The 17,945-nt window shown below is 61.0% G+C and carries 17 protein-coding genes; 12 read left to right on the forward strand and 5 right to left on the reverse strand.

The genetic code is table 11. The features are described 5' to 3' along the window. Positions 1-52: 52 nt before the first annotated feature. Positions 53-1,561: a sodium/proline symporter PutP gene (gene putP, locus AC6CWS_RS06080; RefSeq protein WP_023289103.1), complete on the reverse strand. Its 1,509-nt coding sequence runs from the start codon at positions 1,559-1,561 to the stop codon at positions 53-55. A 421-nt stretch (positions 1,562-1,982) separates the two neighbouring features. Here putP and putA point away from each other — a divergent pair, with 421 nt between their 5' ends. After that, positions 1,983-5,945 carry a trifunctional transcriptional regulator/proline dehydrogenase/L-glutamate gamma-semialdehyde dehydrogenase gene (putA, locus tag AC6CWS_RS06085; protein ID WP_023289102.1) on the forward strand — a complete coding sequence of 1,321 codons (3,963 nt, stop codon included), beginning with the start codon at positions 1,983-1,985 and terminating at the stop codon, positions 5,943-5,945. A gap of 129 nt (positions 5,946-6,074) precedes the next feature. Then, positions 6,075-6,470, forward strand: coding sequence for a lysozyme inhibitor LprI family protein (locus AC6CWS_RS06090; RefSeq protein ID WP_023289101.1), 396 nt, complete (start codon positions 6,075-6,077; stop codon positions 6,468-6,470). Here the strand turns inward: AC6CWS_RS06090 and rutR are convergent. Next, positions 6,467-7,105, reverse strand: a complete 639-nt coding sequence (rutR, locus tag AC6CWS_RS06095; RefSeq protein WP_065881766.1) for an HTH-type transcriptional regulator RutR — start codon at positions 7,103-7,105, stop codon at positions 6,467-6,469. The genes AC6CWS_RS06090 and rutR overlap by 4 nt on opposite strands. Positions 7,106-7,389: 284 nt before the next feature. Here rutR and rutA point away from each other — a divergent pair, with 284 nt between their 5' ends. From rutA to rutG, 7 genes are read left to right on the forward strand one after another with little or no spacing between them, the layout of a single operon-like run. Further along, positions 7,390-8,481 carry a pyrimidine utilization protein A gene (gene rutA, locus AC6CWS_RS06100; RefSeq protein ID WP_004204507.1) on the forward strand — a complete coding sequence of 364 codons (1,092 nt, stop codon included), beginning with the start codon at positions 7,390-7,392 and terminating at the stop codon, positions 8,479-8,481. Continuing rightward, on the forward strand, positions 8,481-9,191 hold the full coding sequence (rutB, locus tag AC6CWS_RS06105; protein WP_023289100.1) for a pyrimidine utilization protein B: 711 nt from the start codon (positions 8,481-8,483) through the stop codon (positions 9,189-9,191). The genes rutA and rutB overlap by 1 nt, the downstream gene beginning before the upstream one ends. Beyond that, positions 9,184-9,576, forward strand: coding sequence for a pyrimidine utilization protein C (rutC, locus tag AC6CWS_RS06110; protein WP_023289099.1), 393 nt, complete (start codon positions 9,184-9,186; stop codon positions 9,574-9,576). The genes rutB and rutC overlap by 8 nt, the downstream gene beginning before the upstream one ends. Next, positions 9,573-10,376 (forward strand): pyrimidine utilization protein D, encoded by an 804-nt coding sequence (gene rutD / locus AC6CWS_RS06115; protein ID WP_044522016.1) that lies wholly within the window; start codon positions 9,573-9,575, stop codon positions 10,374-10,376. Before rutC ends, rutD begins: the two co-directional genes overlap by 4 nt. Continuing rightward, positions 10,373-10,963: a malonic semialdehyde reductase gene (locus AC6CWS_RS06120; protein WP_017901103.1), complete on the forward strand. Its 591-nt coding sequence runs from the start codon at positions 10,373-10,375 to the stop codon at positions 10,961-10,963. Before rutD ends, AC6CWS_RS06120 begins: the two co-directional genes overlap by 4 nt. A gap of 10 nt (positions 10,964-10,973) precedes the next feature. After that, positions 10,974-11,468, forward strand: coding sequence for an NADH-dependent FMN reductase RutF (rutF, locus tag AC6CWS_RS06125; protein WP_080901298.1), 495 nt, complete (start codon positions 10,974-10,976; stop codon positions 11,466-11,468). A gap of 21 nt (positions 11,469-11,489) precedes the next feature. Beyond that, complete coding sequence (gene rutG, locus AC6CWS_RS06130) at positions 11,490-12,812, forward strand: pyrimidine utilization transport protein G (protein WP_008805937.1); 1,323 nt, start codon at positions 11,490-11,492, stop codon at positions 12,810-12,812. Between the two features lie 579 nt (positions 12,813-13,391). On the opposite strand, the gene AC6CWS_RS06135 is transcribed toward rutG, so the two are convergent. After that, the gene (locus AC6CWS_RS06135) at positions 13,392-14,330 is read right to left on the reverse strand and encodes a DMT family transporter (protein ID WP_065881771.1); all 939 of its coding nucleotides are present in this window, start codon (positions 14,328-14,330) and stop codon (positions 13,392-13,394) included. Positions 14,331-14,494: 164 nt separating this feature from the next. Then, the gene (locus AC6CWS_RS06140) at positions 14,495-14,668 is read right to left on the reverse strand and encodes a con-10 family general stress protein (RefSeq protein ID WP_002898708.1); all 174 of its coding nucleotides are present in this window, start codon (positions 14,666-14,668) and stop codon (positions 14,495-14,497) included. A 435-nt stretch (positions 14,669-15,103) separates the two neighbouring features. Here AC6CWS_RS06140 and wrbA point away from each other — a divergent pair, with 435 nt between their 5' ends. Continuing rightward, the gene (gene wrbA / locus AC6CWS_RS06145) at positions 15,104-15,700 is read left to right on the forward strand and encodes an NAD(P)H:quinone oxidoreductase (RefSeq protein WP_102004244.1); all 597 of its coding nucleotides are present in this window, start codon (positions 15,104-15,106) and stop codon (positions 15,698-15,700) included. Positions 15,701-15,720: 20 nt separating this feature from the next. After that, positions 15,721-15,948 carry a YccJ family protein gene (locus tag AC6CWS_RS06150; protein ID WP_008805934.1) on the forward strand — a complete coding sequence of 76 codons (228 nt, stop codon included), beginning with the start codon at positions 15,721-15,723 and terminating at the stop codon, positions 15,946-15,948. A 66-nt stretch (positions 15,949-16,014) separates the two neighbouring features. On the opposite strand, the gene agp is transcribed toward AC6CWS_RS06150, so the two are convergent. Next, positions 16,015-17,262 carry a bifunctional glucose-1-phosphatase/inositol phosphatase gene (gene agp, locus AC6CWS_RS06155; protein WP_065881777.1) on the reverse strand — a complete coding sequence of 416 codons (1,248 nt, stop codon included), beginning with the start codon at positions 17,260-17,262 and terminating at the stop codon, positions 16,015-16,017. A 152-nt stretch (positions 17,263-17,414) separates the two neighbouring features. Between agp and AC6CWS_RS06160 the strand changes: the two genes are divergently transcribed. Continuing rightward, entirely contained in the window at positions 17,415-17,864 is a 450-nt protein-coding gene (locus tag AC6CWS_RS06160) for a winged helix-turn-helix transcriptional regulator (protein WP_023289093.1), read from the forward strand. Positions 17,865-17,945 lie beyond the last annotated feature (81 nt).

Genomic DNA, 17,945 nt, shown 5'->3' on the forward strand with positions numbered 1-17,945 from the left:
CAACAGGCAAAAAAAAGCCCGCCAGCGGCGGGCTCGTGAACATCAGTTGATCTTACTCAGCCGTGGCGCGTACCGGCGGCGGCGTATGGTAGTGGGCATCCGCTTCGGCGAAGCGCTGCTGCATGCTGGCCGACGGCGCTTTATCCAGCAGGCTAAAGACCACGATCCCGATGCTGCCGAAGACAAAGCCCGGAATAATTTCATACAGGCCCAGCCAGCCAAACTGCTTCCAGACGATCACGGTCAGGGCGCCAATCACCATCCCGGCCAGCGCGCCGTTACGGGTCATGCGCGACCACATCACCGAGAACAGCACCACCGGACCAAAGGCGGCGCCGAAGCCGGCCCAGGCATAGCTCACCAGACCCAGCACGCGGTTTTCCGGATTGGCCGCCAGGGCAATCGCCACCAGGGCAACCACCAGCACCATCATCCGGCCCACCCACACCAGCTCTTTCTGACCGGCGTTTTTACGCAGGAAGGCTTTATACAGGTCTTCGGTAATCGCGCTGGAGCAGACCAGCAGCTGACAGCTCAGGGTGGACATCACCGCCGCCAGAATCGCCGACAGCAGGATCCCGGCAATCCATGGGTTAAACAGGATTTGCGCCAGTTCGATAAACACGCGCTCGGCATTCTGGTTAACCGCGCCCGCCAGGCTCGGGTTGCTATTGAAGTAGGCGATACCAAAGAAGCCGACGGCCACTGCCCCGGCGAGGCAGAGGATCATCCAGGTCATACTAATGCGACGCGCGTGGACGATGCTGTGGTGCGAATCCGCCGCCATAAAGCGCGCCAGAATATGCGGCTGACCGAAATAACCCAGTCCCCAGCCCATCAGCGAAATAATCGCCACGAAATTCAGCCCTTTCAGCATGTCGATATTTTCGATGCTCTTTTGCTTAATGACTTCCAGCGAATCGCCAAAGCCGCCGACGGAAATAATCACGATCACCGGGGTGAGGATCAGCGCGAAAATCATCAGGCTGGCCTGCACGGTATCCGTCCAGCTGACGGCGAGGAAGCCGCCGACAAAGGTATAGATAATCGTTGCCGCCGCGCCGGCCCACAGCGCGGTTTCATAACTCATGCCGAAGGTGCTTTCAAACAGACGCGCCCCCGCCACAATTCCCGAGGCGCAATAGATGGTAAAGAACAGCAGAATAACCAGCGCTGAAATAATTCTCAGCACCCGGCTTTTATCTTCAAAACGGCCGGTAAAATAATCGGGCAGCGTCAGGGCGTTATTATTCACCTCGGTATGCACGCGCAGGCGCCCGGCTACCAGCTTCCAGTTAACCCACGCCCCCAGCGTTAAGCCGATGGCGATCCAGCTTTCGGAAATCCCGGAGAGGAAAATGGCGCCCGGCAGGCCCATCAGCAGCCAGCCGCTCATGTCCGAGGCGCCGGCGGAAAGCGCGGTCACAAATGGCCCCAGACTGCGTCCCCCGAGAATATAATCATCAAAGTTTTTGGTCGAACGCCAGGCAATAAACCCTATCAATACCATACCAAGAATATAAATAATAAATGTCACCAGCATCGGTGTGCTAATAGCCATGCAAAGTCTCCAGAATTTTTATCGACAGCGTCCAACTTCGTCGTTTTTTTCCACTACCGGAACGGGGTAATGGCGCATTGTTTAATTGGGCGACCGTATCCTGACGGAAGCTTCGGTTTTTCACAAACGATTTAACACAGCATTTACACGAAAAACCGACGGCGCAAAACGTCAATTTGCGAGAGGTTGCACTCTCTCACGTTTTTAAAGGTTGCACCAAACAAAAGTGTTAACTCACGCATACAAATACCCTATGAGCCCGGGGTTAAAATTCTGCTATTTTAGGCACTATTTTTAACAAATCCGCCATTTCACGGCTTTCGTCACACGCCTCAATTAACAAGGTTGCACAAAGTTGCAACATAGTGGATATTTCCAGGCAACCGCATAAGCCTAACGATAAATGACAGGAGTTTTGAGCATGGGCACCACCACCATGGGTGTTAAGCTTGACGACGCAACCCGCGAGCGCATTAAGTCCGCTGCGAGCCGCATTGACCGCACGCCGCACTGGCTGATTAAGCAGGCCATCTTCAACTATCTGGAAAAGCTGGAGAACGACGAAACGCTGCCCGAACTGCCGGCGCTGCTCTCCGGGGCCGCCAATGAAAGCGATGAAGCGGGTTCCCCGGCGGAAGAGCCGTATCAGCCGTTCCTCGAATTCGCCGAGCAGATCCTGCCGCAGTCGGTAAGCCGCGCGGCGATCACCGCCGCCTGGCGTCGCCCGGAAACCGACGCGGTGCCGATGCTGCTGGAGCAGGCCCGACTGCCGCAGCCGCTGGGCGAGCAGGCGCATAAGCTGGCGTATCAGCTGGCGGAAAAACTGCGCAACCAGAAGACCGCCAGCGGCCGCGCCGGCATGGTGCAGAGTCTGCTGCAGGAGTTCTCCCTCTCCTCACAGGAAGGGGTGGCGCTGATGTGCCTGGCGGAAGCCCTGCTGCGTATTCCGGATAAAGCCACCCGCGATGCGCTGATCCGCGACAAAATCAGCAACGGCAACTGGCAGTCGCATATCGGCCGCAGCCCGTCGCTGTTCGTCAATGCCGCCACCTGGGGGCTGCTGTTCACCGGCAAACTGGTCTCCACCCACAACGAAACCAGCCTCTCACGCTCGCTGAACCGCATCATCGGCAAGAGCGGCGAACCGCTGATCCGCAAGGGCGTGGATATGGCGATGCGCCTGATGGGCGAGCAGTTCGTCACCGGGGAAACCATCGCCGAAGCGCTGGCTAACGCCCGCAAGCTGGAAGATAAAGGTTTCCGCTACTCCTACGATATGCTCGGCGAAGCGGCCCTGACCGCCGCCGACGCCCAGGCCTATATGGTCTCTTATCAGCAGGCGATCCATGCCATCGGCAAAGCTTCCAACGGCCGCGGCATTTATGAAGGCCCGGGCATCTCCATTAAGCTCTCGGCTCTGCACCCGCGCTACAGCCGCGCCCAGTATGACCGGGTGATGGAAGAGCTCTATCCGCGTCTGAAATCGCTGACCCTGCTGGCGCGCCAGTATGACATCGGCATTAACATCGATGCTGAAGAGGCCGACCGTCTCGAGATCTCCCTCGACCTGCTGGAAAAACTGTGCTTCGAGCCGGAGCTGGCGGGCTGGAACGGCATCGGTTTTGTTATTCAGGCCTACCAGAAGCGCTGCCCGTTCGTCATCGACGCGCTGATCGATCTCGCCACCCGCAGCCGTCGTCGCCTGATGATCCGTCTGGTGAAAGGCGCTTACTGGGACAGCGAAATCAAACGCGCGCAGATGGAAGGTCTCGAAGGCTATCCGGTCTACACCCGCAAGGTTTACACCGACGTCTCCTATCTCGCCTGCGCGAAAAAGCTGCTGGCGGTGCCGAACCTGATTTATCCGCAGTTCGCCACTCACAACGCCCATACTCTGGCGGCTATCTACCAGCTGGCGGGCCAGAACTACTACCCTGGCCAGTATGAGTTCCAGTGCCTGCACGGCATGGGCGAACCGCTGTACGAGCAGGTGGTGGGCAAAGTCGCCGACGGCAAACTGAACCGGCCGTGCCGGATCTACGCCCCGGTGGGCACCCACGAGACGCTGCTGGCGTATCTGGTGCGTCGTCTGCTGGAGAATGGCGCCAATACCTCCTTCGTCAACCGTATCGCGGACAATACCCTGCCGCTGGACGAGCTGGTGGCCGACCCGGTCAGCGCGGTGGAAAAACTGGCGCAGCAGGAAGGCCAGGCCGGTCTGCCGCACCCGAAAATTCCGCTGCCGCGCGATCTCTACGGCAGCGGCCGGAGCAACTCCGCCGGTCTGGATCTGGCTAACGAGCATCGTCTGGCCTCCCTCTCCTCTTCCCTGCTCAACAGCGCCCTGCATAAATGGCAGGCATTGCCGATGCTGGAGCAGCCGGTGGCCGAAGGCGAGATGCAGCCGGTGGTCAACCCGGCGGAGCCGAAGGATATCGTCGGTTACGTCCGCGAAGCCAGCGATGACGAAGTGCAGCAGGCGCTGACCAGCGCTATCAACAACGCGCCCATCTGGTTCGCCACCCCGCCGCAGGAGCGCGCCGCCATTCTTGAGCGCGCCGCGGTGCTGATGGAAAGCCAGATGCCGACCCTGATGGGGATCCTGGTGCGCGAAGCGGGTAAAACCTTCAGCAACGCCATCGCCGAAGTGCGCGAAGCCGTTGACTTCCTCCACTACTACGCCGGTCAGGTGCGCGACGATTTCGATAATGAAACCCACCGTCCGCTGGGTCCGGTGGTCTGTATCAGCCCGTGGAACTTCCCGCTGGCGATCTTCACCGGGCAGATTGCCGCCGCGCTGGCGGCCGGCAACAGCGTGCTGGCGAAACCGGCCGAGCAGACGCCGCTTATCGCCGCTCAGGGCGTGGCGATCCTGCTGGAAGCCGGCGTGCCGCCAGGGGTGATCCAGCTGCTGCCGGGCCGCGGGGAAACCGTCGGCGCCGCGCTGACATCCGATGAGCGCGTGCGCGGCGTGATGTTCACCGGCTCCACCGAAGTGGCCACCCTGCTGCAACGCAATATCGCCAGCCGCCTCGACGCTCAGGGACGCCCAACGCCGCTGATCGCCGAAACCGGCGGGATGAACGCGATGATCGTCGACTCGTCGGCGCTTACCGAGCAGGTGGTGATCGACGTCCTGGCTTCCGCGTTCGACAGCGCCGGTCAGCGCTGCTCCGCCCTGCGCGTCCTCTGCCTGCAGGAAGAGGTAGCCGACCACACCTTAACCATGCTGCGCGGCGCGATGAGCGAGTGCCGGATGGGCAATCCCGGCCGCCTGACCACCGATATCGGCCCGGTTATCGATGCGGAAGCGAAAGAGAATATCGAACGCCATATTCAGACGATGCGCGCCAAAGGCCGCACCGTCTATCAGGCGGTGCGCGAGAATAGCGAAGACGCCCGCGAATGGAACCACGGGACCTTTGTGCCGCCGACGCTTATCGAACTCGACAGCTTCGACGAGCTGAAAAAAGAGGTCTTCGGCCCGGTGCTGCACGTGGTGCGCTATAACCGTAACGAGCTAGACAAACTGGTGGAGCAGATTAACGCTTCCGGCTACGGCCTGACCCTCGGCGTACATACCCGTATCGACGAGACCATCGCCCAGGTCACCGGCAGCGCGAAGGTGGGCAACCTGTACGTCAACCGCAATATGGTTGGCGCGGTGGTCGGCGTGCAGCCGTTCGGCGGCGAAGGGTTGTCCGGTACCGGTCCAAAAGCCGGCGGTCCGCTGTACCTTTACCGCCTGCTCTCCAGCCGTCCGCAGGGCGCGGTTGGCGTGACCTTCGCCCGCCAGGATGCAGAGCGTCCACTGGACGCCCAGCTGAAAACGCTGCTGGAAAAACCGCTGCAGGCGCTGCAGCAGTGGGCGGCGGGCCGTCCTGAGCTGCAGGCGCTGTGCCAGCAGTACAGCGAGCAGGCGCAAAGCGGCACCCAACGCCTGCTTCCGGGACCCACCGGCGAGCGCAACACCCTGACGCTGATGCCTCGCGAGCGCGTGCTGTGCGTGGCGGATAATGAGCAGGATGCGCTGATCCAGCTGGCGGCCGTGCTGGCGGTCGGTTGTGAAGTGCTGTGGCCGGACAGCGCCCTGCAGCGCGATCTGGCGAAGAAACTCCCGCGGGACGTCAGCGAGCGGATCCGTTTCGCCAAAGCGGATCAGTTGCCTGGCCAAGCCTTCGACGCGGTTATCTATCACGGCGACTCCGACCAGCTACGCGAGCTGTGCGAGCAGGTGGCGGCGCGCGACGGGGCGATTGTCTCCGTGCAGGGCTTCGCCCGCGGCGAAACCAATCTGCTGCTGGAGCGGTTGTACATCGAGCGTTCGCTGAGCGTCAACACCGCGGCGGCAGGCGGTAACGCCAGCCTGATGACCATCGGCTAAGACGGGCTCCCCGGTGGCGCTGTGCGCCGCCATCCGGGAAATCGGCGATGCGATCAGCTAATGACAGCCGACGTCAGCTGTGCTTAATTAAGGCTCCCGGACGGGAGCCTTTTTTATGGGAGCAGAACAATGAAACGCATGTTATTTGCCGCGGCGGTCTTGCTGGCCAGCGGCGCGGCGCTGGCGGACGAGTGCAGCAACGCCAACACCCAGACCGAAATGAATCAGTGCGCGGCCGCGCAGTATCAGGCAGCCGACAAAAAACTGAACGACACCTGGCAGCAGGCTCTGCAGCGTGCGGTGGGTAAACAGCAGACATTACTGAAGCAGGCCCAGCAGGCATGGATCGCCCTGCGCGACGCCGACTGCGCTTTCCTCGCGTCCGGAGCCGAAGGCGGCAGCATGCAGCCGATGCTGGTGAGCCAGTGCATGACCGATAAGAGCGTGGAGCGGGAATCTTTCCTCGCCTCGCTGCTGCAGTGCGAGGACGGCGATCAAAGCTGCCCGCTGCCGCCGGCCAATTAACGGACGCGAATGCCTTCGATAATCATCCGCTGGACATTATCGACCGTTTGCTCAAAAAAGGCCGCGTCCTGCAGCGTGGCGCCGGTGACCGCCTCCACCTGGGTGGCGAAGTCGGCGTAATGCTGGGTAGTGGCCCAGATCATAAAGATTAAATGCTGCGGATCGACCGGCGCCAGCTTGCCGCGGTCGATCCAGCCGGAAACAATCGCCGATTTCTCATCGACCAGCGCTTTCAGATCCCCGGTCAGTTCGCCCATCAGCAGCGGCGCGCCCTGCAACATCTCAAGGCAGAAGAGCTTCGAGGCCTGGGGGTGATCGCGGGACACCTCCAGCTTCAGGCGAATATACTCGCGGATCGCCACCAGCGGGCTGATATCCTCGCGAAAGGCCTTCAGCGGCGCCAGCCAGATGGCGAGGATCTGCTGCAGAACGGCCACGTACAGCGCCTCTTTCGAAGGGTAGTAATAGAGCAGATTGGTTTTCGACACCCCGGCGCGCTCAGCCACCTGGTCCAGCCGCGTACCGTGAATACCAAATTGCGAAAATGCCTCCAGCGCGGCGGCCAGAATGGCCTCCTTTTTGGCGCTGACCGCTTGTGAACGTTTGCCGTTTTTCTTCACCGCGCCCTGTGCCATACATCCTCTCCTTCAGTTGACGCCACCAGCATAGCAAAAGCCCTTCGCCGACACGACCCCATGCACCCTGATTGCGCATGACTGCCGTTTTTTCGTGCACTGATTTTGACCATCCAGTCCACTTTTTTATCGTCCTTTTTAGCAACCCAATAGCAACACATTAATAACATTAGCATTTATAAAACTGGCATTGCGTTTGCTTTACCTCTTCTGCGAGGTGGTCCAGGGAGAGGCAGGATGCCGCGCCACCGCAACCCATCTTCCATGACTGTAGAGAGGTAGGTATGAAAATTGGTGTTTTCGTTCCCATTGGCAACAACGGCTGGCTGATCTCCACCCATGCCCCGCAGTATATGCCGACCTTCGAACTGAATAAGGCTATCGTACAGAAAGCCGAGCACTACCATTTCGACTTCGCGCTCTCCATGATCAAGCTGCGCGGCTTCGGCGGGAAAACCGAATTCTGGGATCACAACCTGGAGTCCTTCACCCTGATGGCCGGCCTGGCCGCGGTGACCTCGAAGATCCAGATCTACGCCACCGCCGCCACCCTCACGCTGCCGCCGGCGATCGTCGCCCGGATGGCCTCCACCATCGACTCCATCTCCGGCGGCCGGTTTGGCGTCAATCTGGTGACCGGCTGGCAAAAACCGGAATATGACCAGATGGGCATGTGGCCGGGGGATGACTATTTCGCCAGCCGCTATGACTATCTCACCGAATACGTTCAGGTGCTCCGCGACCTGTGGGGCACCGGGCGCAGCGATTTCAAAGGCGACTACTTCACCATGAACGACTGCCGGGTCAGCCCGCGCCCTTCGCAGCCGATGAAGGTGATCTGCGCCGGGCAGAGTGACGCCGGCATGGCCTTCTCCGCCCAGCACGCCGACTATAACTTCTGCTTTGGCAAAGGGGTCAACACGCCAACGGCCTTCGCGCCGACCGCGGCGCGTATGATGCAGGCGGCGGAAAAAACCGGCCGTGACGTAGGCTCCTATGTGCTGTTCATGGTGATCGCTGACGAAACCGACGAAGCGGCGCGCGCCAAATGGGAGCACTACAAAGCGGGCGCCGATGAAGAAGCGCTGGCGTGGCTCACCGAGCAGAGTCAGAAAGACACCCGCTCCGGCAGCGATACCAACGTGCGCCAGATGGCCGACCCCACCTCGGCGGTCAATATCAACATGGGCACCCTTGTCGGATCCTATGCCAGCGTCGCCCGTATGCTTGATGAAGTCGCGAGCGTGCCCGGCACCGACGGTGTGCTGCTGACCTTTGATGATTTTCTTGCCGGCATCGACGCCTTTGGCGAACGCATTCAGCCGCTGATGCGCTGCCGGGACCATATTGCTCCTGTTACCCGTGAGGTGGCCTGATGATTACCCTTCCCGCTCGCCCGGAATCCCTGACCTTCGCGCCGCAGCAGAGCGCGCTGATTGTTGTCGATATGCAGAACGCCTACGCCAGCCTCGGCGGTTATCTGGATCTCGCCGGATTTGACGTCTCCGCCACCCGGCCGGTTATCGACAATATAAATACCGCCGTCGCCGCCGCCCGCGCCGCGGGCATGCTGATTATCTGGTTCCAGAACGGCTGGGATGACCAGTATGTTGAAGCCGGCGGCCCGGGCTCGCCGAACTACCATAAGTCCAACGCGCTGAAAACGATGCGTCAGCGCCCGGAACTGCAGGGCAAGCTGCTGGCGAAAGGCGGCTGGGATTATCAGCTGGTGGACGAGCTGACGCCGCAGGAAGGCGACATCGTGTTGCCGAAACCGCGCTACAGCGGCTTCTTTAACACTCCGCTCGACAGCATTTTGCGCAGCCGCGGCATCCGTCATCTGGTGTTCACCGGGATCGCCACCAACGTCTGCGTCGAATCGACGCTGCGCGATGGTTTCTTCCTCGAATACTTCGGCGTGGTGCTGGAGGATGCTACCCATCAGGCCGGACCGGCCTTCGCCCAGCAGGCGGCGCTGTTCAATATAGAAACCTTTTTCGGCTGGGTCAGCGATGTCGAGAGCTTCTGCCGCGCGCTGTCCCCTGCCACCCCGCTGTCTTTAGCCAAGGAGAAACGTTATGCCTAAACAGGTGATTATTCCGCCAGGCACCACCACGCCGATTGCCCCCTTTGTTCCGGGGACGCTCGCCGATGGCGTGATCTACGTCTCCGGCACTCTGCCGTTTGATAAGCAAAACAATGTGGTGCACATCGGCGACCCAAAGGCGCAAACCCGCCACGTGCTGGAGACCATCAAGAGCGTTATCGAAACGGCGGGCGGGAGTATGGCGGATGTGACTTTCAACAGCATCTTTATCACCGACTGGACAAATTACGCCGCGATTAACGAGGTTTACGCCGAGTTCTTCCCCGGCGATAAACCCGCGCGCTTCTGCATTCAGTGCGGGCTGGTGAAGCCCGATGCGCTGGTGGAAATCGCCAGCGTCGCCCATATCGGCACCCCGACATGATGAGGCTCAATATTGCTCCGGCCCCATGGCCCGGCGCGCCGGTGGTGGTCCTCAGCGCAGGTCTGGGCGGCGGCGGCGGCTACTGGCTGGCGCAGCGCGCGGCGCTGGAGGAACAGTATCAGCTGGTAAGTTATGACCATAACGGGACCGGGGAGAACGCCGGTCCGCTGCCCGCCGACTACAGCATGGCGACGATGGCCGGGGAGCTGTTCAGCGCTCTGCAGGCGGCGGGGATCGCCCGCTTCGCGCTGGTGGGCCACGCGCTGGGAGCGCTGATTGGCCTGCAGCTGGCGCTCGATCGCCCCGAGGCGGTGAGCGCCCTGGTGCTGGTCAACGGCTGGCTGTCGCTGTCGCCGCACACCCGCCGCTGCTTCCTGGTGCGCGAGCGTCTGCTGCATGCCGGCGGCGCGCAGGCGTGGGTCGAAGCGCAGCCGCTGTTTCTCTACCCGGCGGAATGGATGGCCGCGCGCCTGCCGCGCCTCGAAGCCGAAGATGCGCTTGCCATCAGCCATTTTCAGGGCAAGGAGAACCTGCTGAAGCGGCTGCAGGCCCTGAAGCAGGCTGATTTTTCCCGTCGCGCGGCGGCCATCGCCTGCCCGACGCTGATGGTTAGCGCCGCTGACGACCTGCTGGTCCCGGCCTCCTGCTCCCGCGTGCTGCAGACGGCGATCCCCGGCAGCCAGCGCGTGGAAATGCCGTGGGGCGGGCATGCCTGCAACGTCACCGACGCCGATACCTTTAATACCATTTTACGCGACGGGCTGGCCGCTATGCTGCCGGTCGCCAGGGAGACCCGATGAACGACGCGATAAACCAGACGGCCTGCGAGACGCTGTTTACCCAGGCCCGGACCCACAACGGCTGGCTGGATAAGCCAGTGAGCGATGCGCAGCTGCAGGCAGTCTGGGACCTGATGAAAATGGGGCCGACTTCCGCCAACTGTTCGCCGGCGCGCATCGTGTTCGTGCGCAGCGCGGAAGGCAAAGAGAAGCTCCGCCCGACGCTCTCCAGCGGCAATCTGCAGAAAACCATGCAGGCGCCGGTGACCGCCATCGTGGCGTGGGACAGCGCCTTTTACGACCGGCTACCGACCCTGTTTCCCCACGGCGATGCCCGCAGCTGGTTCACCTCCAGCCCGCAGCTGGCGGAAGAGACGGCGTTTCGCAATAGCTCCCTGCAGGCGGCGTATCTGATTTTCGCCTGCCGGGCGCTGGGACTCGACACCGGGCCGATGTCCGGTTTCGATCGGGAAAAAGTCGATGCAGCGTTTTTCGCCGACAACGGCTGGAAAAGCAACCTGCTGGTGAACATCGGCTATGGCGACCCCGGCAAACTGTATGGCCGCCTGCCGCGTCTGTCCTTTGATGAAGCCTGCCTGCTGGCATAAGGAGTTGGCGATGAAGTTAGCGGACAAAGCGAGTTTTCGTGACGCCATGGCCCGCGTCGGCGCCGCGGTTAACATTATTACCACCGATGGCCCGGCGGGCCGGGCGGGCTTTACCGCCAGCGCGGTCTGCAGCGTGACCGACACCCCGCCGACCCTGTTGGTCTGTCTGAACCGCTCAGCCTCCGTGTGGCCGGTGTTCAGCGAACACCACACGCTGTGCGTCAATACCCTGGCGGCGGGACAGGAGGCGCTGTCAACGCTGTTTGGCGGTAAAACGGCGATGGACGAGCGCTTTGCCGCCGCCGACTGGCAGACCGGCGCCACCGGCTGCCCGCGGCTGGAGGCGGCGCTGGTCAGCTTTGACTGCCGCATCGACCAGCGCGTCAGCGTCGGCACGCACGACATTCTGTTTTGTCACGTCGTAGCCATTACCCGTCACCCGGAACCCCGGGGTCTGATGTGGTTTGACCGCGGCTATCACACGCTTATGCGACCCGCTTGTTAACCTTTAACCCGGGATATCATCATGGCACTCTTCGATTTTCCTCGCTGGAAGCTGACCTCCCCCGCCGCCGAATCCGGCGTTGTCGCGCCCGATGAACGCTTATCGGCCGGGCAAACGCTGGTGATGGGCGTGCAGCACGCCGTTGCGATGTTCGGCGCGACGGTGCTGATGCCGTTGTTAATGGGGCTCGACCCGAACCTGTCCATACTGATGTCGGGGGTCGGCACCCTGCTGTTCTTTGTCGTCACCGGCGGACGGGTGCCGAGCTATCTCGGCTCCAGCGCCGCCTTTGTCGGGGTGGTGATCGCCATTACCGGCTTTAACGGCCAGGGACTCAACCCTCACCTCAGCGTCGCCCTTGGCGGGATCATCGCCTGCGGGCTGGTCTATACCCTGATCGGTCTGGTGGTGATGAAGATCGGCACCCGCTGGATCGAGCGCCTGATGCCGCCGGTGGTGACCGGGGCGGTGGTGATGGCTATCGGCCTGAACCTGGCGCCGATTGCTGTGCGCAGCGTCTCCGCCAGCGCCTTCGACAGCTGGATGGCGGTGTTAACCGTGCTCTGTATCGGCATAGTCGCGGTATTTACCCGCGGAATGCTGCAGCGTCTGCTGATCCTGGTCGGCCTGATCGTCGCCTGCGCGCTGTACGCCCTGCTGGCTAACGGCTTTGGCCTCGGCAAACCGCTGGACTTCTCTCCCCTCGCCCAGGCGGCGTGGTTCGGGCTGCCACACTTTACCACCCCATCCTTTAACGGCCAGGCGATGATGTTGATTGCCCCGGTCGCGGTGATCCTGGTGGCCGAGAACCTCGGCCACCTGAAGGCCGTCGCCGGGATGACCGGGCGCAATATGGATCCGTACATGGGGCGCGCCTTCGTCGGCGATGGTCTGGCGACCATGCTCTCCGGCTCGGTCGGCGGCAGCGGGGTCACGACCTATGCGGAGAACATCGGCGTCATGGCGGTGACCAAGGTCTACTCGACGCTGGTGTTTGTCGCCGCGGCGCTGATTGCCATGCTGCTGGGCTTCTCGCCGAAATTCGGCGCATTAATCCACACCATTCCCGGGCCGGTGATCGGCGGCGCCTCGATCGTGGTCTTTGGCCTGATCGCCGTCGCCGGGGCGCGGATCTGGGTGCAAAACCGCGTCGACCTCAGCCAGAACAGCAATCTGATCATGGTGTCTGTGACCCTGGTGCTGGGCGCCGGCGATTTCGCGCTGTCGCTGGGCGGCTTTACGCTGGGCGGGATTGGTACCGCCACCTTCGGGGCGATCCTGCTGCACGCGCTGCTTCATCGCGGGACGCGTGAGGCGAAGGAGGCCAGGGTAACGCCGGTTTAAGCCACATTAGCGCAGCGTTGGCGCAGGGAGCGGTGGGGGCCGGATAAGTCGATACAGTTATCGGTTTGCAACGGTTTCGCCCCGGAAAAACGGCTGTTCTGGGTTATATCCAGGCAGATGGCGCTCCCGATATGTCTTCTGCGTTATGTCTCTCATGGCGCCGGGAGCGCACAGGGGGCGGCCAGTCGCCGCCGCCCCCTGTACCCCCGGGCTCCGGCCAGCAAAATCGCCACTGCGTGGTACCTTCGACTTATCCCTGCAGGCTTCGGGTCGGGCCGAGGCAGCGTCCCTGCAAAACACGGCCCTCAGCCCGCATCCATGCGGGCTGCCCCGGCCTTCCGGGAACGTCTCAGCGATTTTGAGGCCGCCAGCACCGGCAGTTTCAGTCGCGCAAGTGGTTAAATTAATAACAGGTCGTACGGACGTAGGCCGGGTAAGGCGCAGCCGCCACCCGGCAGAAAAGCGACGCCGTGCCTGATGCTATCGCCCGGCGGCGCTGCGCTTGCGCGGGCCTGGAGACAATCAGAGCCGGACGAGTACCAGCCAGAATAAGCGCCGCTGCCGGGACAGAAGGAAAGATTACGGCTCGCGACGATCGGCCAGGTCCGGGAGCGGTTGCGCATCGTTATTCGTTGACATCTGCAGCGGCGGTTTGCGCTTCCACTTCAGCTCGCTCACCAGCACTCCCGCGAGGATAAAGACGCAGCCGAGGAGGGCCAGCAGCGGCAGACGCTCACCTGCCAACCGGCCAAAGATACCGGCCCACACCGGTTCGCCGGTATAGATCAGCGTGGCCCGCGTCGGCGAGACGCTGCGCTGCGCCCAGTTCATGGTCACCTGAATGATCGCGCTGAAAATGCCCAGCCCCAGCGCCACGCCGAGCAGCGCCGGCGTCAACGGCGGCACTGACTCACCGGCCGGCTTCATGGCGGCGAAAGCCACCAGCGACGCGGTCGCCAGCTGCACCACCGTCACCCGCCGAACATCCACTTTCCCGGCCCAGGCGCTGATAAGGATAATCTCCGCGGCAATCGCCAGCGCGCTCGCCAGCGTGATCATCTCCCCCACGCCAAGCGCCAGCAGATTGTTTTCCGGCCCGGCCAGCAGGATCAAACCGATAAAGGCCAGCACAATCCCCACGCAGGACATCACCCCCGGCATACGACCCAGGCACAGCCACTGCAGTAGCGGCACCAGCGGCACATACATCGCCGTGATAAAGGCAGACTTACTGCTGGAGATCGACTGCAGTCCCCAGGTCTGCAGCCCATACCCCAGCGCAATCGCCACGCCAATCGCCACCCCCGCCTTCACCTCCAGCCATGTCAGACCGCGGAGGGTGCGCAGCGAGAGCAGACCCACCGCCAGCGCGGCGGTCGCGAAACGCAGGCCGACAAAAAACAGCGGCCCGCTGAGGCTGACCGCATACTGCACGGCAAGGAAGGTCCCTCCCCAGAACATGGTGATCATGATAAGGAGCGCTTCCTGGCGGCTAACGGAGAATTTTAACGAAGACATAAAACAGCCATGACGATTAACGGGCGACCAGTGTGCAATCGGCCCGGCGGGAGCGCAACCTCTGGCAGCTAAAAAAAAACCGCCGGCTGATGCCGGCGGCGAGGGCGATGCGGTTGGGTCGGGGAGATTAACACCGCATCAAAGAGAACAGTGCGAGTCGCGCGTTAACTCTCACGACTACCGTGACTGTTTTTACCCCCTTTTTTACCAGCCTCTGAGGCGCGCTGAGGGTCATTTTTAAAATTCCCCCCGCTATGCTGGCCACCTTTACGTCCTGCTTCTGATGCTCTTTCACGGTCTTCAGCAAAGTTGCCAGAACCGCCACGATGGTTTGCCATTACTGACCTCCATTAGGTTAGACATCATAGTGCATTACGCGGGAGCGGCGACGCCGCTGTCCTGCCGCGTATCTATAAGGTTAGTGAATGACTGCCGCTGACGATGGCAAATGTCACATTCAGAAACAAAGCCTGGCGAAAAAAACCCCCTCGCGGCGCGTGATGGCGCTAACGTCCTCTGCTGACGAAGAAAAAATAGTTAGCGAAAATGTATCCTGATGCTACATCCTCGCCGCACCGACCAGAACGGCGGAGGCATCGCTTCCCGCTTCTCCGCCGCTCAGGCCGCGCTGCGCAAGGAAAAGTAAATAATGCTTTGTCATTTTGTTATAAATCAAATAAATGCCCGTTGGATTTGCACTCTTCGGCAGAGGCTTTATCTTTAAAGGTACCAGCTATTTGGCTGGCTTATAATGCAACCGAGGAGTGATGGAAATGGCTAAAATTCTGGTGCTTTATTATTCCATGTATGGACACATTGAAACCATGGCTCACACCGTCGCCGATGGGGCGAACCGGGTGGACGGCGTTGAGGTGGTTGTGAAGCGCGTGCCGGAAACCATGCAGGCAGAAGCGTTTGCCAAAGCAGGCGGTAAAACGCAAAACGCGCCTGTCGCTACGCCGCAGGAACTGGCTGAGTATGACGCCATCATCTTTGGTACCCCGACTCGTTTCGGCAATATGTCCGGACAAATGCGCACCTTCCTCGATCAGACCGGCAGCCTGTGGGCATCCGGCGCGCTGTATGGCAAGATCGCCAGCGTATTCAGTTCAACCGGCACCGGCGGCGGCCAGGAACAAACCATTACCTCCACCTGGACGACGCTGGCCCACCACGGCATGATCATCGTGCCGATCGGCTACGGCGCCCAGGAGCTGTTCGATATCTCCCAGGTCCGCGGCGGGACGCCTTATGGCGCAACCACTATTGCCGGCGGCGACGGCTCGCGTCAGCCAAGCGAGGAAGAGTTAGCCATCGCCCGCTATCAGGGTGAACATGTCGCCAAACTGGCCGTTAAACTGCACGGCTAATCTTCCGCAGGAGGAGCACTATGCCAACTCAAGAAGCAAAAGCACATCGCGTCGGCGAATGGGCAAGTTTACGTAACACCTCGCCGGAGATCGCCGAGGCGATTTTCGAAGTCGCCCACTATGATGAAAAACTGGCGGAGCAAATCTGGGAGGAAGGCAGCGACGAAGTGCTGGCGCTGGCCTTTGCCAAAACCGATAAAGATGCGCTGTTCTGGGGTGAACAGACGATTGAGCGTAAAAACGTCTAGGACGTTTATCCCTGCCGTGTCTCACCCTAACCTGCTAAAAAACCCGGATTGCTCCGGGTTTTTTCGTTATTTCGCCGCCTCGTTGATCATCTTTTTAAAGGTCTCCAGCGGACAGAAACCCTGGTCATCGACCGGGCAGCCGTTAAGCGCCAGCGTGACCCGCTGCGGCGGGGTCTGCAACGTCAATGGGTCGGCGTTACGCAGCTGCTCGGTGCTCTGGTAGACATACTCAATCTTCATCAGATCGCGGTTGCTGCCGCTGTCGTGCCAGCGTTGAAACAGCAGTTTGCCGCCGATAGGCGTGCGCTCATACTGGCCGGGCAGTTGATAGGGCTTAAAGTCCAGCGCCGTCAGCAGCGAGGCAATATTCGAGTCGTGTCCCACCAGCAGCGTGACTTTCGCCTTGCTGGCCCCCTCGCCCACCAGCGCGTTATCGATATAGTTGACCAGCGGCTTGGCCACGTTTTGCGCCACCGCCACCGAAGTAAACAGACTATCCTGATAGCCGTTTTTCAGCTTCGACAGCACCTGCCACTGCTTATCGCTGGTGATTTCCCCCCACGCCACCTGGTCTTTGGGGAAGCCTTCATAATATTGCAGGGTGAAGGCGTCCACCAGCGAGTTGCCCACCTTCAGCGGCCCGGACACCCCCGGCTCCTGCTGATAACCGGCGCTAAAGGTATCTTTACCCTCGCTCAGGGAACAGACCTGCTTCTCTTTGCAGGAGGGCGAGTTGCGGTAATCGATCATCGTCTCCAGCAGCTTGTAACTCTCGGTCAACTGCAACCCCTGGCGCTCTTTTTCCATCGCCTGCAGCGCTTTCTCACGAAACGCCGGGGAGTCGTCGGTGATAACCGGGTTGAAGGTCGGGTCCATGGTGCCCATCTGCGGCTGATGATGCACCGCAATGCCGCAGCCCGGGAACGCGCCGGTGATAAAGAACTGCGCGGTGGCGACGGTGCGCTGCAGGCTGTTAGCGTAGGCGTAAACAGCGTTTTCCGGCGGGCACTCGCCGCTGGTCACCAGCTTCTGCTGCGCCAGCCATTCGCGCATATAGTGGCCCATATACACCTCCAGCACGCCACCCTTGGTGGTCAGCTGGCCGCCCGGCACATCCCATTGCGGCCAGGCTTTGGCGGTGGACTGCTCCAGCACGCTACCGTTATTGGCCAGCGGCGCGCGCAGGTTGTGACGACTCATGATCAGCACCTGCTGCAGCTGATACCCCTCCGGGGCGGCCGTGTCCTGCGCCAGAGCGCCGGCGGATAACATGACCGCGCCGGCTACGGTGGCGGCGAGTAGACGTTTTTTCATCCCTTCATCCTTAGTCATTTATTATCATCGGGTTAATTGTGACGGATTTATGCCATTTTTCCTGGCATTCGCTCGCAAACTTAGACCACCGCCGAAAATTTCCTCTGCCGACCAAATAGTTTTATAATGAAACAACTAACCCGGAGGCTTTCGTGAAACGTACCCGTCTTGAAAACAGCTGCTGTCCTGTCGCCCGCTCCCTCGACGTTATCGGTGACTGGTGGTCGCTGCTTATCGTCCGCGATGCCCTGCGCGGGGCGTGCCGTTTTAGTGAATTCCAGAAAAACCTCGGCATTGCCAAAAATATGCTCGCCGGACGCCTGAAAATGCTGGTGGATGAAGGCATCCTGCGTCTGCAGCCGGCCTCCGACGGCAGCGCCTGGCAGGAGTACGTCCTGACGGATAAGGGCCGCGCCCTGCAGACCGTGCTGGTCGCCCTTTCCCAGTGGGCGGATGACTATCTGTTCGATCCTGACGAACCGGCAACCCGGCTTATTGACCGCCAGCAGCGCCAGCCCCTGCGTAAACTGGTCCTGCAGGCGGCGGATGGCCGTGAGCTGGCCCCGGCGGATATCACCATCGCCGTTCCGCTGAACGACTAATCGCTGCCCGCGGCAGGCAAAAATAAAAAAAGCCCGGCAAAATGGTTGCATTATTAAACCAAGTATCTCATGCTGAATTTG

The sequence above is a fragment of the Klebsiella sp. M041 genome (assembly GCF_059759695.1).